The sequence below is a fragment of the Paenibacillus sp. J31R120 genome (assembly GCF_056269225.1).
In genome coordinates, this window is the sequence record NZ_JBWDNN010000003.1 from 517,256 (window position 1) to 539,852 (window position 22,597).

Here is a 22,597-nt window from a genome sequence, read left to right on the forward strand (position 1 = left end):
TATACGTCCGCCTTTTTACTCTGTCAACCAACTTTTCTTTGCCAGCACCAATCAGCCGTTTACTTACAAGCCATACGCCAAAAAAAGTCGTTCCATACCTCCTGTTCAGGAAGCGGAACGACTTTTTCAAATTCAATAAGCTGTTATTTCACAACGGCGCCGTTCGGCATGCCATCCGGCACTGTCGCAAGCGTTAACTGATCGTCATGAGAAGCAGCCAGAATCATGCCTTGCGACATCTCCCCGCGCAGCTTAACGGGCTTCAAGTTCGTGACGCAGATAACCTTGCGCCCGACAAGCTCCTCTGGCTTATAATACTTGGCAATGCCCGATACGACTTGGCGCTGCTCATAACCAAGATCCAGCTGAAGCTTCAGAAGTTTATCCGCCTTCGGCACCGGCTCCGCAGCCAGTACCTGGGCTACGCGAAGCTCTACTTTGGCGAAATCGTCGATGCCGATCTCTTCCTTATCCGACGGCTCCGGTCCGCCGCTGCTGGCAGGCGCTGCTGCCGGCGCTTCCGTCTGGCTCGCCGCAGGTGTGCCTCCACTCATCGATGAAGCGATGAATGCTGCCTCTTCCTCCGTCTCCAGACGCGGAAAGATCGGCGTACCTTTGCTGACCGTCGTACCGCCCGGGGTTCTTCCGAACATGCGCATGCTGTCCCATGAGGTCAGCTCGCCTTCCGTAAGGCCCAACTGGCGCCACATTTCACGAGGCGCATGAGTCAGGAACGGCTGCAGCATGATGGAGATGAGGCGCAGCGACTCTGCAAGATGATGCATAACGGAAGCCAGCTCGGCAGATTTGGCTTCATCCTTCGCCAGCGCCCACGGCTGTGTCTCATCAATATATTTGTTCGTTCTGCTGACGAATTGCCATAGTGACGTCAGTGCCACGGAGAATTCCATACGCTCCATCGCATTTTCCACCGACGTAATCGTCTCGCCGGCAAGCTGCTGCAAGCTGGAATCAAACGGTGTAACCGATCCTGCGAATGGAGGGATATTGCCCTCAAAATATTTGCCAATCATCGCCACCGTACGGTTAAGTAAATTGCCGAGATCATTGGCAAGATCGAAATTAATGCGCTCGACGAAGTTCTCCGGCGTGAATGCGCCGTCAGAGCCGAATGGCACTTCACGCAGCAGGTAGTAACGAAGCGCATCCAGACCGTAGCGGTCGATCAATACAACGGGATCAACGACTGTACCTTTAGACTTGGACATTTTGCCTTCCTTCGTCAGAAGCCAACCGTGGGCAAACACCTTTTTCGGCAGCGGCAATCCAAGCGCCATCAGCATGATCGGCCAATAGATCGTATGGAAACGGACGATTTCCTTGCCGACCAGATGAACGTCCGCCGGCCAGAATTGATTGTACTTCGCGTCCTTTCCTTCCTCGCCGTAGCCAAGCGCGGTAATATAGTTGGACAATGCGTCGATCCATACATAAATGACATGCTTAGGATCGCCCGGCACCTTAATACCCCAATCGAAGGTTGTGCGGGAAACCGCCAAATCCTCCAGGCCAGGCTTGATAAAGTTGTTGATCATCTCGTTCTTGCGGGATTCCGGCTGAATGAAGTCCGGATTGTCCTCATAGTGCTTCAGCAAGCGGTCTGCGTATTTGCTCATCCGGAAGAAATAGCTTTCTTCCTTCACCAGCTCCACCGGTCTGCCGCAATCTGGACAATTGCCGTTCACAAGCTGGCGCTCCAGGAAAAACGATTCGCAAGGCGTACAATACCAGCCTTCATATTCGCCCTTGTAAATATCATCCTGCTCCAGCAGCTGCTTGAAGATGCGTTCGACAACAACCTTATGGCGATCTTCCGTCGTGCGGATGAAATCATCATTCGAAATTTCCAGCTTCGACCATAATTCCTTGATGCCGACAACAATGTCGTCCACGAACTGCTGTGGCGTCTTGTCCTTCTCCTTCGCCTTACGCTCGATTTTCTGACCATGCTCGTCCGTCCCGGTCAAGTACCATACATGATATCCGCGAAGACGCTTGTAACGGGCCATTGCGTCACCGGCAACTGTCGTATAGGCATGGCCGATGTGCAGCTTGTCGCTCGGGTAATAAATCGGTGTCGTAATATAAAATGATTTTTTGTCAGACATCTTCCTATTCCTCCTGCCGCCTTCTGGCGATTGTTCTGGAAAAAACGCAAAAAACTCCCGTCCAACATGGGACGAGAGTTCATACTCACGTGGTACCACCCAAATTCCGGCTGCGCATCTTTCCCTTGCCACACAACCCAATCAAGGTTGGTGCAAGGCCGCACTGCCGCTTCGTAGGCCGTCTGCCGACGGCATGCCCTTAACGCGGACGTTACGCCGCTCCCTTACCGGACTGATCATTCTCCGGCTCGAAAGCAGTGCCTCCCGGACCATCTTCCAGCTTCGCTCCTTGCCGGCTTGCACCATTTCGCCCGGCTCTCTGCATAGGACTGCTCCGCTGTACTCATCCATTCATTGGCATGAAGCTATTTTATAAAATATACCCAATCTGCTCCCCGCCTGTCAAGGCGGCATGCATTATGACCTGGTTACTTTCCGCTCCGGTCCTTGGAAGCCGGAAGCTTCTCTGGAACCGGATCGAATCCCCCTGGATGGAAGGGGTGGCATCTGCCGATCCGCTTAGCCGCCAGCCAAGCACCCATCGCCGCTCCATGCACTTCGATCGCTTCCAGCGCATAGGCGGAGCAAGTGGGGTAGAACCGGCAGCTAGGCGGCTTCAGCGGCGAAATATATTTACGGTAGACATGAATAGGCGCTTGCAGCGTTCGCCTCATGAATCGCCGCTCCGGCTTCATGCCTCGCTAGCCGCCGCTTCTTCCTGCTCGCATGATTTGCAATATCCGAACACCTCGAATTTATGCTTCACCACGCGGAAGTCCTGAGGAACTGCGGTCTGCTCCATCGGACAGAAAGTAATGGGATACGTATGCCCGCATTGGAGGCAAATCAAATGATGATGATGATGCTCTTCCCTGCAATGCAGCTTGAACTTCACACCTTCCTCGAACACAACCTGCTCCAGCACGCCAAGCTCCTCCATAACGCGCAGGTTTCGGTAGACGGTATCAAAGCTGAGACCGGAATAGGTTTTCCCCATATATTCATAGACATCTTTTGGCGATAGGTAACCAGGCGTATCTGCGAACAGCTTGGCCAGCGTCTTTCGCTGATCTGTTACCCGCAGCCCGCGGCTCGACATTCGCCCGACGATTTCTTCCATTGTATGCATAGCCGAACCTCCGAATTTGAAAGTTTCTATCTTCCATAATGCCGAAAAAAAGAGCTCTCGTCAATGAGAGCCCCTTTATCCGTTCACCTTCATATTGATTACAAAGCTGGCGCACATCGCAATAAACGTCAAGATGCTGACTACGCCCATAACCGCCCGCCGGCGTTTCAGCGTCCCGATTCGGTCTGCTCCCGCTCCCTGCAATTGGCCCTGGGTGACAAACCGATGCATAAATAAAAACACGATAATCGATGCCACAAACAACATATTTGTGATAAACCAAACTGCAGTCCAGTACAAGTCCATACCCCCGGTTCTTCGTCTTAAGCTTGGCCGGCTCTAGGCATACCATCGATTCAACACGTACATGAATACGCTGAAGCTGACGATTGCACCCGCAAAACAAAACCATCCGTACTTGAACCTTTGCTGGAACATGCGCAGAATGCCCAAGCTAAGAAGACCGAATACAAGCAATATAAAGACGACTCCCAATATAAATAGCGAAGGAGAAACGCTGCTTACATCAACTAACGACACGTCGACACTCCCTTTGCGAGACAATATGTATATTCCAATAAATAATTATAAGGGAAAGCTCGTCCGTTAGCCAGCAGCAAGAAGGGGCAAAAACGAACTTTTTCGTGACAAAATAAGTAACGCAGGCTCCCAGCAGAGCCTTTTGCTCCCGTTCACCTGCGCCGCTATGGCCAATAGATGGAATGCTCATGATAGGTTCGGCTCATCGGCCGCTTCCGCAGCTTCACATGCAAGGTTCCGCCCTTTACCGCAGCCTGGCAGATCCTTGGCTTGACAAGCTTCGGCAGCTTAACGATTTCATGCTTCCCGCCGGGCAGTCCGTCAATGCGCAGCGCGTCCTCCTTCACCCTGAGTCGCAGCAACGCCTTGTCGCATCCAGAAGGCAGCTTGAACTTGACGCCAATATAAAGCTTTGATTCCGTAGTCTGCGCTGCCTTCGTACCCGTCATATGTCCTGCAACATCCGGAAGTGCCTTCGTCATCATCCTTCTCACGAACTTCTCGACCCAATCGGGCTCGCGGAGCACCTCGAATCCCCGGGGCAGCTGTTGTCCTTCCATCCAGCGCTCCAGATCATCCCAGTTCGAAGCCATAGGGTATTCCTCCTTCCCCATTCCCTATACCATATGCCAGCGCCTAGCAGCAGGATACTTGATCCCCATTCACCTCTGGGCGAATGCCGTCATAAGATACGATATCCAAGAAAATTTGCGGGGAGTGAAGCTCATGCCAGCTGTTGTCGGATTTGTCAAAATTGTAAGCGTCGGTTCTGCTTCCATCGTCCAGTTCGGAGATACATTGCAAGTCACGCCATCCAGCAATACGAAGACCTATGCCGGTTCAGGCTCCTTCCTGACAGGCAGCCTAACCAATTCCAACAATGCCGTCAGCTCTACCAATTCCATTGACCCCGATATTCAGGACAATACCAATGTGCCGAACGGAGCGAATCTGGTATGAGCTGGACGATAAACCAGACGATCACGATTCACCAGATTCGGGTAGACAGCGTATCCAACAGTTCCGTTCTGCAGATTGGAAGCGCGGGAGCGATTCGCTCCCTCTCTCAGCTGTATAATACAGGCGGATTCACAGGTCCGGCCCCGATGCTGGAGGAGAATCCGCTCTCCTTCGTGCCGCTTCCCAATCCGGCTTAACTTTTTAACCCGCCGCAAGAGGAGAGGAGATGGATCGGATGAAAGATGAAAGCCAGCTGTCTCCGTGGCAGGCATGGTCCTTCGAGGTGATGAAGAAGCTGAAGTCTCAGCAGGAGCGGATTGAACGGCTGGAATGCACGGTTGACGATCTGTGCAAACAACTGAAGAAGCTTGAATCCAAGCCCGCTTATACCATCGAGAACATCCAATACCACTTCGATCAGCTCAAGGTCGAGAAGCTGGAAGGGACGCTGAACATCGGCATGTCTTTGCCGGACACCGACGCGTTCGGAAGCGAAGAGGGCAACGGAAACAACGGCGGAAATGGGGGCAATGGCAACAATGGCGGTTCCGGCAATATTGATCAATTTTCCGTCGGTCAAGGCAGCGGCAACGTCTTTCCGTCAGCCGGTCCCGCTATTACGCCGCCGCCCGAGTCTTACAACACGATTTATCGGCGGATAACCCGATATCTCGATACCGAAGCCCACCAGATCCTGCAGAAGCATGAGAAGGAGCTGGATTTGCCGCTTGATCCCTATCATCGGCGGATTATTCTGGAGGATGTCCGGAAGCAGATGCCTACGCGCATCCAATTTTATTGGCAGATGCAGACGAAGGACGGCACCGATACGGCAGGGTTATATCCAGATCTGATCGCCGATCGCGTTTTTGACAAGACCAGGCGCGATGCGGAGACCGCTATTGACGCCTATATGAGAAGCTTGAAAGCAGGCAATCCAATGAACGGAGGAGCTTAACTATGCTTCACTTCCATGTAACGAATCATTCGCTGGCCGTTGGACAGATTGACGTGCTTGGCATATCCAGTTCTGCTATGTTCCAGGTAGGCGATACCGATTGTGTAGCGCTGTATTCCATGTTCGATACCCCGCCCGAATCAGTCGTTGTCGGACCCCTGGCTCCGCTACCCGAGCCTGAGGGCGCAAGGGACGCGATAGGTGAGTCTAATGTCCATACGACATAATCATTCCGAGAACGAAAGCGCAGGCTGTATACACCATCCGACCCGTTCGTCGCAGGTCGGCGCGGTCTGTATCATCAGCGCATCATCCTCCACCGCCGTTCAGTTCGGCGACCGCTGCAGGACGGATGCGCGGCTGATAGCACTTGCCGTTCAGCGGAAGGAGGATCACGCCAAGTCCGGGGATGTATACTTCGAATCCTATCGTATCTTCTCACGGCCCGATCCGATCCTGGTCGATCCCGCATTCGATGAGGGGCGCGTCATTCGCATGAGCCGCATCAACTGCGATCCCTGTATCCGTGTTGGATTCATCCGCATTATCGCCGCAGGCAATTCCTCCAGCATCCATATCGGGAACGGCCAATGCGTAACCGGCAATTCCCGCATCAAGCACATCCGGCAATATCCGAAGGAAAGCATCGTCCCGCCCGGGACCCCAAACTAACAGCAACCGGCTATGGCATCGCCATAGCCGGTTGCTTCATGTTCCGCCCCTTTAACGGGAAAGCTTGCGATATTTCTCTGCATACTTGCACACGCTTTGCACGAGGGTCGCATGGGACCAGGTGAGCGGTGCGACAGATAACGGCGTACCGTCATAAGGATTTAGCTGTTCCGGCAGCATGCCGCTTGAGAGCGCATGGCTTGCGACCCACTCCAGTGTCCGCCGCGGCTCCTCCAGCTCCTCCAGCGAACTTGCGGCATCAATCTCGAAATTGGCCACCCAGAGCGTACATATAATCCACGGATTGCCCGGCACCTTCTCAATATCGCCGGATTGCTGAAAATAATAGTCGTTTGTGTACCGGGCGATCCCGCCTACTTCCGTCTTTACGCGCAGATCGTGCTTGATTGCCTTCATCGTCTGGGCAACACGGTAATCATCCACAGGCAGCACGCCGAATTCGAATACACCGAACAAGCTGCTCTCCAGCGTCATATCTTTGACCCAGCGGTTATCCTTCTGGATCAATCCGCGTGCGAACCTTCCCGTCTCCTCATCCCACAGATGGGTCAGAATGCCGTGCTTGATCGTCTGGGCCGTACTCTTGTAGTGATCGCTCCGCTCATAATCGCCGAATAGGTCGGTGAAGAATGACGCCGCCATCAGTCCGCCATAGACGGAGGCCGCCGTATAGGTCCAGATGCCATACCGCTCCTCCCACAGATCGTAGCTCGGCCTCGGCAGCGACAGCGAATGCTCGATATATTCGCTCAGGAAGGAGGCCGACTTGCGGATTAGGCTGCTGTAGAGCGACTGGGGAAGCTCAATGACGCCGTTGCGGGAGTAGTCCTTCCAGAGCGCGAACAGGACAAGCGCCGTCTCGTCTTCCTGAATCGGAATCCGCTTGCTGCCTTGAACGATGTAAGGATGCCAGCTGGAGCCTACCGTTCCGTCCGGATTGTACTTGTGGTACAAGTAGCCGTCAGGCGCCAGCGCTGTGGCGCAGAAGTGGAAGAATGGGGCGATTACGCTCTGATAGCCGGCCATCGACATCGCATCCGCAATTAACGCCCCGTCCCTTGGCCACATATAACTGTAATGGTCGCGGTTGTACTGAAGGATGTCCGTATCATTGGCTGCAAGAATGGCCCCTCTTTCATCCACCTGTGTACGGACAAGCAGCAGGCTTTGTTTGAACATCTTCACCACTTGGGACGGGAGGTCGCCGAACTCCGTCTCTGCTCGTCGCAGCCAATGATTCCAGTACACCACCATCCGGCTTAGCAGCTTCTCGGGATGATTCTCCTGCACATAGTGGTTAAGCTCTTTCACTTCCTCCAGATTCCGGCCGATCGACATCCAGTAATAGAACGTTTTCTCCGAATGTCCTTCCACACGCGAGCGGAAGCTGATTGTGCTGTCCACAGAGCCCTGCGCAATCGTATTGCCCATCAGCACGCCGTCCTCCGCATCGCGCCATGTGCCCTCCGCCGACTGAAACCGCTTGATGCCGGTCGAATATTGCATCATGCCCCCCTCGTCGGAGAAGCCGTTGAACATGAAGTAGTTGGAGCGCTTATAGTGATAAAGGGTATGGTTGTCAGGGTAATAGACAGCGGTATCTCCTACCTCCGAACCTTCAATCATAAGATCCTGGTGGAAGAACAGCCGCACTTCCCTGGCTTCATCACGCTTATTGCGTACCAATACGCGCTTGATATAGATGCATTCCCGCTGATGAATGCCGTCGTTCATATGGAGCTCTACGCCAAGCCCCTCATTCCTGGCGGTAATATTCGTCACGAGCGATTCTTCGATATAATCCAGATCAAAGCGCCATTCCGGCTCATCCAGCCACGAAAACACGCCTTCCACCCAAATGCCAAGACGGCAGTAATGTCCTCCGACATGGTTAAGCTGACCTACATAGGGATAATAGATGTCGCGAATGAAGCAATGCTGGTCCAAATTCAGAAGCAGCTTTCCGTTGCCGATTACAAGATGACGGGCCATGGTTCGTTCTCCTTTCGCTCAGTCAACAATCGCGCATACAGATTGATATAAGCCTTTGCGGAGCTGTCCCAGCTGTAGTCCATGCGCGCCCCGTTGTCCACAATTCGCTTCCAGACCTCTTCCTGACGGTACAGCGCCAGCGCCCTCCTGGCTGTATACAAAAAGTCATGCGCATTATAATTGGCAAAGCTGAAGCCATTGCCTTCACCAGTATATTCGTTGTAAGCCTGGACGGTATCCCTGAGCCCGCCCGTTTCCCTAACGATAGGAACAGAACGGTACCTCAGCGCAATCAATTGGCTCAGTCCGCATGGCTCGAACTTCGAGGGCATCGCATAAAGATCGGAGCCTGCATAGATGCGCCGGGCCATTCGATCGCTGTAGCCATGCCAGAATACCGCTTTGTCCGGTTGCTTGCGGGCTGTTTCTCTGAACAGCTCTTCGTAGCTCCATTCACCGGAGCCGAGCACCACCAGCTGCACCTCCTCCCGAAGCAGCTCGTCTAGCGTAGCTGCGATCAGATCGAAGCCCTTCTGCTCCACCAGCCTCGATACGATGCCGATAAGCGGTGTATCCGCCGATGCTGGCAGGCCCAGCTCGAGTTGGAGATCCACTTTGTTCTTGCGTTTGCGTGACAGAGAGCTCCGATAAGGCGTATGCAAGACCGAATCGTTCATAGGATCGAACAACTCTTCATCAATGCCGTTGACAATACCCGTCAAATCACCGCTTCGATAGCGAAGCAGCTCCTCCAGCCCTTCGCCGTAGTAGGCGGTCTGGATTTCCGAGGCGTACGATTCACTGACAGTCGTCAAGAGATCGCTGTAGACTAAGCCGCCTTTCATGCAGCTGGCCGCGCCGTGAAATTCCAGACTCTCCGCCGCGAACATGTCATCTCCGGCCCCCGTCAGCTCCTTCATCAGCTCAATGCCGAATAAGCCTTGATACTTCAAATTATGAATCGTGAACACCGATTTCACATAAGCCCATGCAGGATCAAAGGCATATCTCGTGCGCAGCAGAAACGGAATAAGTCCCGTTTGCCAGTCGTGGCCGTGCACGATATGCGGTTTGAAGTCCATATAGCGGGCAGCTTCCATCACGGCAAAGCAAAAAAATACGAACCGTTCCGCATCGTCGCCATAACCATAGAGTCCTCTGCGTCTGAAGTAATATTCGTTGTCGATCAGATAATAGACAACCCCGTCAATGACGGCGGTCAGCAGGCCGCAATATTGATTTCGCCAGCCAAAGGATACCTGGAAAGCGGCAACAAACGTAAATTCAGACAAGTACTCCTCCGGTATTTCTTCGTACTTCGGCATAATGACTCTGACATCCAGACCTCTTTTGTTAAGCGCTTTGGGCAGCGCGCCGGCTACGTCCGCCAAGCCTCCGCTCTTGGCAAGCGGCACCGCCTCCGATGTTGCGAACAGCACATTCATCCGAATGAACGCCTCCTATCCGGTCAGCAGGGGCTTATCGCAGCACGTCAGCTCCAAGCCCGCTGCAGCCGTGCTATATCACGCGTTTTTTCCCTGCCAAAAACGGTGTGCCTTCCGTACCTCGCAAATCGCGATTTTCTTCTACCAGCACGTCTTTGTCCAAGATACAGTTCGTCACAAAGCTGTTCACTCCGATTCGTCCGTTCTGCATAATAATGCTGTCCTTGATGAGCGCGCCCTTCTCTACATGCACGCCTCGGAACAAGATGCTGTTCAGGACAGTACCTTCGATCCTGCAGCCGTTGGCAATGAGCGAATTGGATACGCGGGAGCCCGACGAGTAACGGGCAGGCGGCTCATCCTTGACCTTCGTATAGATGGGGCCTGGCTGGTTGAACAGCTCCTTCCACACCTTCGGCTGCAGCAGCGACATGCTGTGATCATAATAACTGGATAGCGTATTGACTACGCCCAGATAACCTTCGTACATATAGCCATGCACCTTCAATTGGCCTAGCCGCGAGAAGATTGCATGCCGCACCAGATGGTCCTGGCCCTCTGATAGTGAAGTCTCGACCAGCTCCATAAGCATCTCCTTGCGCATCACGTACATCTCCATCGAGACGATGTCGCTGAGCATGCGTCCATAATGATCCTGGATGGACGTGATTCGTCCATCCTCCGCCATCTTCACCTTGCGCGCTTTGCCCGGAGAAGGCTGGGTCTCCCGCTTGCACACCACGGTAATATCGGCTTCTTGCTCCAAATGATGGCTGATGACCGCTTCAAAGTCGATATTGCACACCATATGGCTGCGCGTAATGACGACGTACTCCCACGAGGATCGCTCGAAGTAATCCCGGTGCTGGTAGAAGTGGTACAGGTCTCCCCTGCTAATTTCCTGAATATCGTCCGTTGCCGGCGGAAGGATGAACAGCCCGCTTTGACGATGCTGCAGATCCCAATGCTTGCCCGAGCCCAGATGGTCCATCAGCGACCGGAATTTGGTATGAGCGAATACCGCCACTTGGCTAATGCCGGAATTGACCATACTGGAGAGGGTAAAGTCAATCAGCCGGTATCTGGCTCCGAACGGAACGGTAGCCAGGCATCGGCTCTGCGTCAGCCGCTCCAGCTCGTCTGTCTCATGGATCAAATTAATAACGCCAAGCACCTTATGCTTCATGACGGCTCCACCTCCAGCAGCTCGTGATCGGCAGCGACATATTGATCGACCGCCACAATTGTAATCGCATCATCCATGGGATCGCCGATCGTGACTCCTGCTTGTATGACGGCGCCCTCGCCGATAATGGCCCGATGAATCCGAGCCCCTTCTCCGATGCGGACATTGGGCATAATGACAGATTCCGAGATGTAGCTGCTCTTCTCCGCGTGCACCCCGAAGAACAAAACCGAACGGTCCACTGTCCCTTCCAGTATGCAGCCTTCCGTGACGAACGAAGAGGTTACTTGTGCAGACTCGGTTGTTAATTGCGCGGGCATATTCGGGTTAACCGAGTAGATCCGCCACTTGGGATCGTAGAGGCATAGCTCCGGCTCATCGGCGATCAGGTCCATATTGGCCTCCCACAACGATTCGATCGTCCCGACATCCTTCCAATACCCTTTGTATGAATAGCAATGCAGGCGAAGTCCGTCCCGCATCATGGCCGGTATGACATCCTTGCCGAAGTCATGGCTGGAGACGCGGCTCGCCTCGTCATAGATCAAATATTTCTGGAGCAGCTTCCAGGAGAAAATATAGACGCCCATAGACGCGATATTGCTGGTCGGATGTTTTGGCTTCTCTTCGAAAGCCGTGATCCGGTCCTCATCATCGACATGCATCACGCCGAATCGGCTGGCCTCCTTCCAGTCCACGGCTATTCCCGCTATCGTGACATCCGCTCCGCATCGCTTATGATGCTGAAGCATCAGCTCATAATCCATTTTATAAATGTGATCGCCCGAAATGACGAGCACATACTCCGGATTGTACCGCTCTATGAAGGCCATGTTCTGATAGATGGCATTGGCTGTGCCTTTATACCACACCCCGCCCTTTTGCTTCATGTACGGCGGCAGGATGGTCATTCCCCCATCTCTGCGGTCCAGTCCCCACGGACTGCCAATGCCGAGATACCGGTTCAGCTCAAGCGGCTGGTACTGGGTAAGTACTCCGACGGTGTCAATGCCTGAATGGGCGCAATTACTAAGCGTAAAATCAATAATGCGGTATTTGCCGCCAAAATAGACAGCAGGCTTGGCCAAATCTTTGGTCAACACCCCCAGCCTCTTACCTTCGCCTCCTGCTAGCAGCATAGCGATCATTTCCTTACGGCCCATGGACACCAACTCCTTTGGTTATAATGTGTCCCCCGTGCGAGGTGCAAGCAGCATGAAGGTATAGGGGGGAAGATGAATCGAGATGCTCTGGTCTTGGCCATGCCAGCTGACGTCCTCCGTGCAATAGCCGTTCGGCGGTGGCGACGCAGCGGCGCCTGACAGGATTCCTCCGCTATGAATCCGAATTTCATACTCGCCCGGATCGGGTACGCCGATACGGTAATCGCGATAATCGCGGTTAGAGAAATTGGCAATAATAACAGAGAAGCTCGATCGGCCGCGACGGATAAAGGATATGACAGATTGCTGCGCATTATGAACGTCGATCCACTGGAATCCTTCCGGTTCCGCATCCTTCTCCCACAGTGAGGGAAGGGAGCGGTACTCATTATTAAGGGCTCGCACATAGCCGAGCATGTCTCTGTGGCTGTCATAACCGAGCACCATCCAGTCCAGCATATCGCCGTCCTTCCACTCGTCGAATTGTCCCCATTCACCTCCCATGAAGAGTAATTTTTTACCCGGGTGGGTCATCCAGTAGCCGTAGAACAGCCGAAGCTGAGCAAATTTCTCTTCGTAGCTGCCAGGCATCTTGTTCAGGAGCGAGCGCTTGCCATGGACCACTTCATCATGCGAGAGCGGCAAAACATAATTTTCGGAAAAGGCATAACATAAGGAGAATGTAATGAGATGGTGATGATGTGGTCTATCATTCGGGTGGAGCGACATATAGCGAAGCATGTCATTCATCCAGCCCATATTCCATTTGAAGTTAAAGCCGAGTCCCCCTTGATAGGTCGGGGAGGTTACGGCAGGCCATGCGGAGGAATCTTCCGCCAGCATCAATGCGTCGGGGTAGTAGTGAAATACCATCTCGTTCAATCGTTTGAGGAAGCGAAGAGCATCTAGGTTGTCTCTTCCGCCAAATTCGTTGTAGGTGTGCATGTGAGGCGGCTTATCCATATGCAAATTCAGCATATTGGCGACTGCGTCAACACGCAGGCCGTCGATGTGGTAAAGGTCCATCCAGAAGAGTGCACTCGAGATCAGGAAGCTGATCACTTCCCGGCGTGAGAAATCAAAGGCAAGCGTGCCCCATAACGGCAGCTCCGCCCGGTTCGTATCATAACCTTCGTAGAGTGGCGACCCGTCGAACAGGCGCAAACCATGATCGTCCTTGCAGAAGTGTCCGGGCACCCAGTCCAGGATGACGCCCAGGCTATGCTGGTGGCAGGCATCCACGAAGCGCATCAAGCCCTTGGGGCTGCCGTAGCGGCTCGTCGCGCTGTAGAAGCCCGTAACTTGATAGCCCCAGGATTGATCGAGCGGATGCTCAGCGAGCGGCATCAGCTCGATATGGGTATAGCCTAGCTCCGCGACATAAGGAACCAGCTCATCAGCCAGCTCCTCGTATGTATAAAAAATTTCTTTCCCTTTAATCTTCCACGAGCCCGCATGAGCTTCATAGATCAGAAGCGGGCTGGCGTATGGCGTATGGCGGCTCTTATGCAGATTCCATTCACGGTCATTCCAGTCGAAGCCCCCAAGAGACGTTACGACGGAGGCTGTCCCCGGCCGCCTCTCGGAGCTGAAGGCATACGGATCGGCCTTCCTGATTGGTGTGCCGTCTTCGGTGACCAATTCGTATTTGTACAGTGCTCCCTCCGTCAAATGAGGGATGAACAGCATATGCACGCCCGTAGTGCCGATTCGGCGCATGACGTGACCGCTCCCGTCCCAGCCATTAAAGCTGCCGATGACCCTTGCTTCTCTAGCGCTGGGAGCCCATACCGCAAACCGGACGCCGGCTATGCCGGACGCTTCCGCAAAATGCGCTCCCATAAACCGGTAGCTGTGATAAGACGATCCGTGGTTGAACAAATAGACGTCTTCTTCGGACAAGCCGACAAGCGCCGCTTCTGCCATGCGCAGCTTCACCTCCGCTGGAAAAAGGATTTACGCTCATTATACATGCTGTCGTGAAAATAAAACAGTCTGTTTTCATAAAATCTAACCAAAAAGAGAAGGTATATGTCACAATACCTCACTTTTCGACGTAATTTTAATGAAATCTTTACATTACACCAAATTCATTACCCGTTGGATGTAGTAGTGTTTCGAGCAATATCCTTTCGAAACGGCTTCTTCATCACAATTGACCCACTTGCATTCGATAGATTTCTTCACACGTCGGGGTCTAACCATGTTAGGGTCCCCATGTCTTAACATACGTTGATGATGCATGGCGCAAAGCCCCTTCGCTTTTACCGGCTTCATGCAATCTTCAATGCTGCAGCTATTCACTCGATGTTCCTCCCTGTTGTATGCAATGCTAGTCATGCGACATCGCTGCTTAGCGGCTCGAAATTAATATTAGCGGGAAATGTGTACAGAATAAAGCTGACTGTAGTCCCATTTCAAGGGATAAAGACAACCCAAAACACCTCATGCTATCCGTAAGCCCCATTTCGGCGCTGAAGTTTAAATAATTAAACATAATGTAACTCTGTTGGTTGTGTCTGCCTGTGCCGACCTTGTGAACCGATAAGCGGTATCATATACTTTAATTCAATTATATACGAGAAACTGGTAAATAGAGGGGGGTCATTTTTGTCTGTTCATCAACAACTGTTTCATTTATTGAACCAACCGATGCTCATCTTGAAGGAACATGACGGAATTGTTCAGGTGGTAGATGCCAATGAAGCGTTTATGAAGCTGACCGGATACCCTCTGTCCCATCTGCAGGCGACTAATAGCCAGTATTTGAAAAGCCAATACGGCATTGATTTGCAGAAACGCATCGTAAAGCGCGAAATCATGATGCAGACTAAACGCAAAAACGAATTAGCTGTCCGGATCGAGCAGATCCCGCTTCCCGCGCAGACGGATGATCCTTGGATCCGGGCCTTCCTCATCTTTGAGGACTTGACTGCGTACAAGTGGATTGACCGTCAGCTCGACAAAGGCAAGGTACTCATCAGCGGGGTTGTCGACAAGCATCTGCATATCCGGTTTCTGCGCGACAATATGGCGCCGCTCCTGTTCGAGCCGGATACCACAATGGAGGATGAGACCCTTCTGCAATTCATCGCCGAGAATGAACGCCCGCGCATGATGGAGATCCTCCAGGAAACCTCCCGGCTGCAAAAGGAACAAAACGTAACCATTCATACAAGCAAATTAAGCGGAATCGAGCTGGAGCTGGAGCTGACTTATTATCCTGTTTTGGACAGCTTCGGTCATTGCAGCGAGCTGGCCTTTGTCGTATGGGACCTCCGTCCTGCCAACGATCAAGCTGTCGATTCCGCCACGAAGCTGAAAATATGGATGGCCAAGCGCGATATGTCGGCGGGTCACCTCGCTGCATCCACCGGCATTTCCTTGCAGACGATCTCCAAGCTGAGGAACGGAAAAATCGAAAAGCCCCAGAGGCTCACAGCAGAGCTGATCGCCTCGGAGCTTCGTGTGGATGTCCATCACATATGGCCTTCCATTCGCAAGTAACGCCTGAACTACGCCTTCAGAAACGGAGTAAGCTGTCCTGTGTAGCAGAGATGCAGCTCATGCATAGCGCGAGTGCATGCTGTATAGAACAACTTCCTCTCACTTTCCCGCGAATAGACTTGTTGCGATGCGTCGCTAATAATGACGCCGTCGAACTCTACGCCTTTTGCCAAATAAGAAGGAATAATGACATTTCCTTTCTCGAAGGTTACCGTTTCTTTTTCGATCAGTCGAAGCCCTGGGTAGACCGGCGCCATTTGCTCGCTGATTCGCTTAGCCTCCTCAGCCGTCTTGCAAATGATAGCAACGGACTCATACCCCGCTTTCTCCAGCAGCCGCAGCCGCTCGGCGATTACAGCCGGTAATGCTTCCTGAGAAGCGGCTTGCGTGAATGTCGGCTCCGCTCCGTTCCGGTTGAAAGGCTCAATGCGTTCGCCGCCTTCGATGATGCGGCTGGCAAACTCCACGATTTGCCTAGTTGACCGGTAGCTGCGATACAAGGTAATACGCTCGGTCTCCCCTTGCTCGAACAAAGCGCTTATCGTATGGAATATTTCACCCGTACCCGAATGGGCGAAGATCGATTGATTAAAGTCTCCAAGCAACGTGAATTTGCTGTTTGGGAACAAACGTTTTAAATACCGGTACTGGAACTCCGAGTAGTCCTGGGCCTCATCGATGAACAGATGTCTCACTGTCGTATGCGTACGGAAGCCTTCCAATTTTTCTTTCAAATAAGAATAGGGGGTTGCATCCTCGTAAGGCATGAACCCAGCCTCCAGCCGCTCCAGCGTAATCGCGCTTATACGGCTCCATTCACCGGAGAGGCTATTTCCCTTCACTGCCGCTGCATTAGGGCGGTAGAGCGCCTTATAGATGGCTGGAACGTCGAGGAACGCGCCTTGCTTCACACGGCGACGCAGCTTTTTGAACTTCTCCTGGACCATTTTGGCCGCCAAGTAATTGCGCTCGGAGTCAAAATCATCATAAGAATGCTCGGTAAATTTATTTTTTCCCCTTAGCTCTTGATAAGCCAGGGCATAGCTTTCATTGTCAAGCAGCTCAATCGCTTCATCTACCCATTTCTTCTTCTGCTCCAGCTTGGCAAGACTCGTTAATTCCTTAAGCAGCCAGATGCTTAAAGATCGAAGCCGGTTCGGGATCGAGATCGTGCGATCCATCTCGTAAAACTTCTCTGCCATCGCTTTGCCTCTAATGAGCGTATGCCCCCGGAAGACGATAGACTTAAATACAAGGCCAGATTCGCCAAGCTGCGCTACATACCGGTCCATCAGCTCCATATAGTCCGCTTTCGACTTCAGCCCAATTCCGTCCAAGCGTGCGCGGTAATCCTTATCGGTCATCGCCGTAAGCGTATATTCCATTTGGGTGAACGGATCTTCCAGGGTGAAATCTCTGCCGATCCGATGCTCCAGATATTGCTGGTAAGTTGTCTGATTCATATTTTTCTCGCCAAGCTCTGGCAATACCGTCGATACATAGCTATTGAACATCGGATTGGGCGAGAACAGCACAATTTGGTCTGCGCTAAGCACACCCCTATATCGGTACAGCAAATACGCAACACGCTGCAGCGCTGCGGATGTTTTCCCGCTGCCCGCCGCACCCTGCACAATAAGCAGTCTTGCGCGCTCGTTGCGGATGATCGCGTTCTGCTCCTGTTGAATCGTGGCCACAATCGTCTTCATGGCTGCATCGGAGCCACTGCCCAGCACCTCCTGCAGCAGCTCATCGCCAATCGTGACGCCAGTATCGAACATGCTTCGAATGACGCCGCCCCGTATCATATATTGCCGCTTCAGCGTCATCTCGCCGCGTATGGTGCCGGCTGGCGTCTCATAACAGACCGGCCCTGGCCCATAATCGTAATAGACGCTGGATACTGGCGCCCGCCAGTCGTAGATCAAATATTCCTCGCCAGAATCATCCAGCAACGATCCTACGCCCAGATAAATCACATCCGGCTTTACTCCCGGATCAGCTTCATCGATAAGATCAATGCGGCCGAAGTAAGGGGATGTCTTAAGCCGCTCCAGCGTAGCCAGCTGTTCCGTCATATGACGATGGCTTCTCTCCCGCTCCGACAGCAGTTCAGCCTGCTGCTTCATGCTGGCATACGTTTCTGCTGTCTCGGCTGAGTCCTCAAAATTCACCGTGACATCATCCCAGAAATCGCGCCGGATGTCGACAATCTCACCCCGGATGCCGCCGGTTTTTTCCTTTAACGTCTCTATTCTATCTCGAATCAATCCTGTCAGGTTGTCTACGCGAGCTTGTTCTTCATTGTGGTCATTTTCGATATTCGACATAGGAACCTCCTCTAGGCAAAAATCCGATATCATCCAGCATTACCTTGCCGCGCTCGCTTTGAAAGCGGAACTGGATTCCGCTAATTTCTTGCGGCGTAAGGGGCTCGCTGTCTTCATCCGTTTCTTCATCCGACGAACCAAAAAGCTCGATAGGGATAATAAAGGTCTGATAGACGGCTTCTACCGGATTTCGATACTTGTTGTTTTTAACTCTGTCCTCCAGAAATCCCATCTTCAAAAAAGAAGTGTATGCGGGCTCCGGCACGCTCATGAATTGTTCAAGCTCAACCGACAGCTCTTCACCGGAGTCGGTCGTCAGCACAATCTCGATGCTTGGCAGCGGCGGAAGCTCTGCTTCTCCATCTATTGCGGGAGATTCATCGCGATCCTGCGCTGCATCACCGGCATCCTCGGGCAATCCCTCTTTTTCTTTCTCCTCCGATACCAGATCCCATTCCAGATTGGACAGGGAGAACACGAGGCTGCCTTCCTCCACCTTCTCCAGCTCATGGACTGCGGCTAATGACAGCTCCAGCTCATAGATGGCCCCCGGCTCTTCCCATTGCAGCGACATGCCCGACGTCCCCTTCGTATTGCCATCCCGGTCTTTAGGCTTCTCCTTCTCTCCGGCTACCATCCCTTCGTATGCGGTCTGGCCGATAAACCGGTTAAACGCATCGTAGTGGACGAACCGAACAAAATCAGCCCCTTCATAGCGGCTCACATAATCGGTTTGCGGAAGCCACTGAAGGCCGGACCGATAATCCTGGAATAAAGCTTTATACTCCACACGGTCATGCAACGTTGCCTCCAGAAAGGCGGAAATAAATACTTTGGCAATCTCCCGCTGGTCCTCCGGATTCATCAGGTTTTCCTGGTTGAGCAGCAACCCTCCCGGCAATCGCTCGTCCATCGTTCCCCAATCGGTGTTGAACTGGCTGTGATTGGCATGAGAGAGATACAGCTGAGCCTTGAACCGATCCGATTCTCCGCTGAATGTAACGCGGCTATATTGCCGCTCGCCATAGAAGTTGTTCACATCGGCATCCATGGCTCCTTGGATCGTAAAATAGTTCGTATCGCGCAGCTGAGCCGATTTATCGTCTACACGCTTGTCCGTCGGCGCAATCGCGACGACAGACTGAATACGAATACCGCGGATGCTGTCCAAGGACTCATCCTCTGCGAACCAGCGCTCTGAATCAGCCGCAATTGCGACAGCTTGGCCGCCGCGTGAATGGCCAATCAGACCAATCTTGTCCCAGTCGACCTTGCCGGCAAACGGCGTTTCCTTGTCTGCGGCCAAGGTCTGAATTTGCTGGAGATGCTTCAGCAGCAGCCAGCCGCGAATTTTCATATCGTCATTGGGCAGGCTTGACCATACCGAATAGTTCATATAATTGGCGTCTACCGATACGGCGATCATCCCCCGGCTGGCCAGCAGCTCGCCCAGGTAGGCGTACCCGCCGTCGGAGAAGTACTCCATCAGATGATTGCCATGCACAATAAGGACAAGCGGAAAAGGCCCCTCTCCCACAGGCATCCATACCCGGCCGTTCAGAGGAAGATTATGCTCATCGAATCCCCAAAACCAAGTCTTGAGCTTCGACCAGCTTGTTATATAATCGGAAGCATCGATTGACCCCGTCACGACATCGACATTCTTCCCGAACACATCGCGATGCTTGTCTTGCCCGCTTCCATAGCTGAAGGATTGGACGCTGTATTTGCCAGCCTCGGCGGGATTCTCCGCATCGATTAGCGCAGGCTCGACAGATGGCTCCATGCGGTCCTGTGAAGCCGCCTCGACGCGTTCCGGCTGCTTGGCCGGAGCGGGCCAGCCCGAATAGAACGGCACGGATGCAATCAGCATGGCAAATGCGATAGTCAACGCAGCCTTGGCGGTACGCGGAACCTTCAGGCTCAGCACAAAACCGAACAACAGTCCGACGATCAACGCAGCTATTGCATATGCCGCGCCAAACAAAATAGAAATCATCGTGCCCAGTTCAGTGAAAAAAAGAACGACTGCGCTCTGAGCACCTGTGTACAGCACATATGCCGTCAGCTTTCGAGGAAGCGGCACATACAGGTAGCTCAGAAGCGACGACACTACATAACCGAGCAGCGCCATGAGCATTGCATTGGCCGCCAGGAATAGCAACAGATCGATCCACACCCCTAAACCAGTCGGCATGCCAAGAACAGCAAGAGACATGGATACGGAGCTGAACAGCATACATATACCGCCGGCAAATCGGGTAACAAAGCCTTCACGCTTCAGCCGCTGGGCATGGCGGCTCTTGAACCAGCTCGCCGCTTTGCGCGTGCGCGAACGCGGCTCTGTTATATGGTCCATGCGTTCCCCTTCACTGAAAGCCAATATCGCCCAAATTGATTCTCAATGTGAACCGGCACGTCAAAAAACGTACCCATTCCCTCCGAAGTCATCAGGTTTACTGTTGTGTCCGATGCGTAGACCTGACCTTTTTTCAGCAGCAGCGTCTTCGTAAAGCACGGCAATATCTCTTCCACATGATGGGTAACATAGATAAGCGTAGGCGCATCATCTTGCTTCGCAATGGCGTCAATCATGGACAACAGGCTTTCCCTCGCAAATATATCCAGACCCGTGCATGGCTCGTCCAGAATAAGCAGCTTCGGAGAATTCATCAGCGCCCTGGCAATCAGCACACGCTGGCGTTCGCCTTGAGACAAGGTATCATAAGTGCGTGCTGTAAAGGATGAGCAGCCTAAGGAATCCATCAGCGAGCGAGCGCGCTCTATATCCTCCTCCTCCAGCTTATCGTATACGCCGATGGTGGAGAACTTGCCGCTTAGTACGATCTCCAGGGCTGTTTGGCTGCCATACAGCCTCTGCTGCAGCGATGTGCTTACCCAACCGATGCTTTTGCGCAGCTCGCGCAGATCGTATTCGCCGAAGGTATGACCCATGACGCTGATTTTGCCGCTGGTTGGCCATATGTACCCGTTTATCATATTTAAAAGTGTCGTTTTCCCCGAGCCATTCAGTCCCAGCAGGCAACAATGCTCACGCTCGCCCACTTGCCAGCTCACATCATTCAGGATCATGTCGTCACCGCGTTCCCATGTCACATGGGATATATCGATTATCATCGTTTTTCCCCTCCCGCTTCTCTTTCTATCGCAATCATGGATATCTATTCTATCAATATCATACACCGAATACCAGCTGGCGTAAAAGATAGGCCCCCCCGATACCGGAGGAGCCTTGCATCATCTTTATGATGGCTACGTTAAAGCATAATAAAAGGGAACGATGACCAAATTAAGCACGACTGCGATCAGACCTAGCGTCATGGACCAAGCGCCAAGCGCTTTTGCCCCTTGACGATACGCGATAAAACCAAGCACGGCAGATGTCACGCCCATCAGCACCGGCCAGATAAACCAGGACGCAATAGCGAATACAAGCGATACCCAGCCAAGCGCATAACCATTGGATTCCGTTACGGCATCCTCACCGTCACGCTCGTGACGGCTTGCGATACGCTCGGTATGCGTCACCGGCATACCGTAAGCGAAATCGGCGCCCATCTCTTCATTGACATTGGCCATTTGATTGGGCTGTCCGCTGTTGGTTGGCGCGAAGTTAGCTTCCGTTTCCTTCTCGGAAGACCTGCGGTATTCCACTTCATTGTCTCTATTCCGATCCATCCCAATCACTCCTTTGGCTTAAAGGTGTGGCAGCACGTAGCAGCGGATTCCGTCGCTTGGTCTTGATGGAACAGACCTAATTCATCACCGGCAAATTCCACTTGGAACGAGCCTTTGGCATGCTGGTCGATATCGATCATAATTTCTCTTGCGCCGCAATTATTGCCTTCTTCCCAGAAGCTGCAATTGGCAACGCTGCAAGATACGCCCTTCGGCATAAAAAATCACCTCCGCTACACATTGTTCCTCGTGCGGAAGTGATTCATTCTGCCTTATTTTGAGCCTTGCATACGGCGCTGGGTCATATAGTCGCTTTCATAATACGCCAGATCGTCGCGGAGCTCTTCGAACACCTTCGATACCCCCAGCACGATATTGCGCGCTTCTCGTATCGGCTTGAATCTGAAGCGGATGGCGTCCTGGCCGGTGTAGGCGTAACGGCCGTCTTCCGAATAACATTCATTTTTAGGATAGAAGAACGCATTGACACATTGGTGGTACGCTTCGTACAGCGCACGCTCGCCAAATTCCATATCGAAATTAGGTCTTCTGAGCAGAACACCCAGTTTTTCTACCGAAACTTCAGAATATACGAGCAAATGACGAAGGTCAGCAAGCAATCCTTTATAGAAGATCGTGGCATCTTCTCCGCCGTCTTCGCCTGTCAGCTGGGGTAAGGAGTAGTCATTGAGAAACGGTTCCAGCTGCGCAACCGCTCCTTTTAATTTTTCGCGTGTGGATTCAGCTAGCGCTTTAACATTTGTCGATGGCATGGTGGTAGATCCCCTTTCCTAATTCCAAGCAAAAAAACTATATCAACACACATAGTACCACAAATTCCAAGGAAACGGTACTGGCGTTTCACG

Annotated in this window: 23 protein-coding genes; 6 read left to right on the plus strand and 17 right to left on the minus strand. The window is 52.6% G+C overall.

The window, feature by feature from the left end; genetic code table 11:
* Positions 1 to 143 precede the first annotated feature (143 nt).
* From metG to AC0YNW_RS14960, 6 genes are all read right to left on the minus strand, one after another.
* On the minus strand, positions 144 to 2,129 hold the full coding sequence (gene metG, locus AC0YNW_RS14935) for a methionine--tRNA ligase (protein ID WP_475832620.1): 1,986 nt from the start codon (positions 2,127 to 2,129) through the stop codon (positions 144 to 146).
* Between the two features lie 428 nt (positions 2,130 to 2,557).
* Positions 2,558 to 2,803 (minus strand): membrane protein insertion efficiency factor YidD, encoded by a 246-nt coding sequence (gene yidD, locus AC0YNW_RS14940; RefSeq protein WP_475832621.1) that lies wholly within the window; start codon positions 2,801 to 2,803, stop codon positions 2,558 to 2,560.
* A 17-nt stretch (positions 2,804 to 2,820) separates the two neighbouring features.
* Positions 2,821 to 3,258 carry a Fur family transcriptional regulator gene (locus AC0YNW_RS14945; protein ID WP_387474027.1) on the minus strand — a complete coding sequence of 146 codons (438 nt, stop codon included), beginning with the start codon at positions 3,256 to 3,258 and terminating at the stop codon, positions 2,821 to 2,823.
* Positions 3,259 to 3,333: 75 nt separating this feature from the next.
* Complete coding sequence (locus AC0YNW_RS14950; RefSeq protein ID WP_387474029.1) at positions 3,334 to 3,558, minus strand: hypothetical protein; 225 nt, start codon at positions 3,556 to 3,558, stop codon at positions 3,334 to 3,336.
* Between the two features lie 39 nt (positions 3,559 to 3,597).
* A complete protein-coding gene (locus AC0YNW_RS14955) occupies positions 3,598 to 3,798 on the minus strand; it encodes a hypothetical protein (protein ID WP_387474031.1) in 201 nt (66 codons plus the stop codon).
* Positions 3,799 to 3,962: 164 nt separating this feature from the next.
* Positions 3,963 to 4,391, minus strand: a complete 429-nt coding sequence (locus AC0YNW_RS14960) for an Hsp20/alpha crystallin family protein (RefSeq protein ID WP_475832622.1) — start codon at positions 4,389 to 4,391, stop codon at positions 3,963 to 3,965.
* A 133-nt stretch (positions 4,392 to 4,524) separates the two neighbouring features.
* On the opposite strand from AC0YNW_RS14960, the gene AC0YNW_RS14965 reads away from it, so the two are divergent.
* The 5 genes from AC0YNW_RS14965 to AC0YNW_RS14985 are packed head-to-tail and all read left to right on the plus strand — an operon-like array spanning position 4,525 to position 6,388.
* Positions 4,525 to 4,758, plus strand: coding sequence for a spore germination protein (locus tag AC0YNW_RS14965; RefSeq protein WP_119799427.1), 234 nt, complete (start codon positions 4,525 to 4,527; stop codon positions 4,756 to 4,758).
* Positions 4,755 to 4,955 (plus strand): spore germination protein GerPB, encoded by a 201-nt coding sequence (locus AC0YNW_RS14970; RefSeq protein ID WP_116044940.1) that lies wholly within the window; start codon positions 4,755 to 4,757, stop codon positions 4,953 to 4,955. Before AC0YNW_RS14965 ends, AC0YNW_RS14970 begins: the two co-directional genes overlap by 4 nt.
* Before the next feature lie 38 nt (positions 4,956 to 4,993).
* Positions 4,994 to 5,716, plus strand: a complete 723-nt coding sequence (gene gerPC / locus AC0YNW_RS14975) for a spore germination protein GerPC (RefSeq protein WP_475832623.1) — start codon at positions 4,994 to 4,996, stop codon at positions 5,714 to 5,716.
* Between the two features lie 2 nt (positions 5,717 to 5,718).
* The gene (locus tag AC0YNW_RS14980) at positions 5,719 to 5,943 is read left to right on the plus strand and encodes a hypothetical protein (RefSeq protein ID WP_475832624.1); all 225 of its coding nucleotides are present in this window, start codon (positions 5,719 to 5,721) and stop codon (positions 5,941 to 5,943) included.
* Positions 5,927 to 6,388 carry a spore germination protein GerPE gene (locus AC0YNW_RS14985; protein ID WP_475832625.1) on the plus strand — a complete coding sequence of 154 codons (462 nt, stop codon included), beginning with the start codon at positions 5,927 to 5,929 and terminating at the stop codon, positions 6,386 to 6,388. Before AC0YNW_RS14980 ends, AC0YNW_RS14985 begins: the two co-directional genes overlap by 17 nt.
* Before the next feature lie 51 nt (positions 6,389 to 6,439).
* On the opposite strand, the gene AC0YNW_RS14990 is transcribed toward AC0YNW_RS14985, so the two are convergent.
* The 5 genes from AC0YNW_RS14990 to glgB form a co-directional block, all read right to left on the minus strand.
* Entirely contained in the window at positions 6,440 to 8,401 is a 1,962-nt protein-coding gene (locus AC0YNW_RS14990; protein WP_475832626.1) for a glycoside hydrolase family 15 protein, read from the minus strand.
* Positions 8,383 to 9,846 carry a glycogen synthase GlgA gene (gene glgA / locus AC0YNW_RS14995; protein WP_475832627.1) on the minus strand — a complete coding sequence of 488 codons (1,464 nt, stop codon included), beginning with the start codon at positions 9,844 to 9,846 and terminating at the stop codon, positions 8,383 to 8,385. The genes AC0YNW_RS14990 and glgA overlap by 19 nt, the downstream gene beginning before the upstream one ends.
* A 73-nt stretch (positions 9,847 to 9,919) precedes the next feature.
* Complete coding sequence (gene glgD, locus AC0YNW_RS15000) at positions 9,920 to 11,032, minus strand: glucose-1-phosphate adenylyltransferase subunit GlgD (protein WP_475832628.1); 1,113 nt, start codon at positions 11,030 to 11,032, stop codon at positions 9,920 to 9,922.
* A complete protein-coding gene (locus AC0YNW_RS15005; protein WP_387474046.1) occupies positions 11,029 to 12,195 on the minus strand; it encodes a glucose-1-phosphate adenylyltransferase in 1,167 nt (388 codons plus the stop codon). The genes glgD and AC0YNW_RS15005 overlap by 4 nt, the downstream gene beginning before the upstream one ends.
* An 18-nt stretch (positions 12,196 to 12,213) precedes the next feature.
* Complete coding sequence (gene glgB, locus AC0YNW_RS15010) at positions 12,214 to 14,121, minus strand: 1,4-alpha-glucan branching protein GlgB (protein ID WP_475832629.1); 1,908 nt, start codon at positions 14,119 to 14,121, stop codon at positions 12,214 to 12,216.
* Positions 14,122 to 14,805: 684 nt separating this feature from the next.
* Between glgB and AC0YNW_RS15015 the strand changes: the two genes are divergently transcribed.
* Positions 14,806 to 15,702 carry a helix-turn-helix domain-containing protein gene (locus AC0YNW_RS15015; RefSeq protein ID WP_475832630.1) on the plus strand — a complete coding sequence of 299 codons (897 nt, stop codon included), beginning with the start codon at positions 14,806 to 14,808 and terminating at the stop codon, positions 15,700 to 15,702.
* Between the two features lie 8 nt (positions 15,703 to 15,710).
* Here the strand turns inward: AC0YNW_RS15015 and helD are convergent, their stop codons facing one another.
* The 6 genes from helD to AC0YNW_RS15045 all read right to left on the minus strand — a co-directional run bounded on the left by helD (position 15,711) and on the right by AC0YNW_RS15045 (position 22,504).
* A complete protein-coding gene (helD, locus tag AC0YNW_RS15020) occupies positions 15,711 to 18,032 on the minus strand; it encodes an RNA polymerase recycling motor HelD (RefSeq protein WP_475832631.1) in 2,322 nt (773 codons plus the stop codon).
* Entirely contained in the window at positions 18,013 to 20,391 is a 2,379-nt protein-coding gene (locus tag AC0YNW_RS15025; RefSeq protein WP_475832632.1) for an alpha/beta hydrolase family protein, read from the minus strand. The genes helD and AC0YNW_RS15025 overlap by 20 nt, the downstream gene beginning before the upstream one ends.
* Positions 20,379 to 21,170, minus strand: a complete 792-nt coding sequence (locus AC0YNW_RS15030; protein ID WP_475832633.1) for an ABC transporter ATP-binding protein — start codon at positions 21,168 to 21,170, stop codon at positions 20,379 to 20,381. Before AC0YNW_RS15030 ends, AC0YNW_RS15025 begins: the two co-directional genes overlap by 13 nt.
* Before the next feature lie 135 nt (positions 21,171 to 21,305).
* Positions 21,306 to 21,731, minus strand: a complete 426-nt coding sequence (locus AC0YNW_RS15035; protein WP_387474058.1) for a hypothetical protein — start codon at positions 21,729 to 21,731, stop codon at positions 21,306 to 21,308.
* 5 nt (positions 21,732 to 21,736) lie between these two features.
* Positions 21,737 to 21,949, minus strand: coding sequence for a DUF1540 domain-containing protein (locus AC0YNW_RS15040; RefSeq protein WP_387474060.1), 213 nt, complete (start codon positions 21,947 to 21,949; stop codon positions 21,737 to 21,739).
* A 54-nt stretch (positions 21,950 to 22,003) separates the two neighbouring features.
* Positions 22,004 to 22,504: a YpuI family protein gene (locus AC0YNW_RS15045; protein ID WP_387474062.1), complete on the minus strand. Its 501-nt coding sequence runs from the start codon at positions 22,502 to 22,504 to the stop codon at positions 22,004 to 22,006.
* Positions 22,505 to 22,597 lie beyond the last annotated feature (93 nt).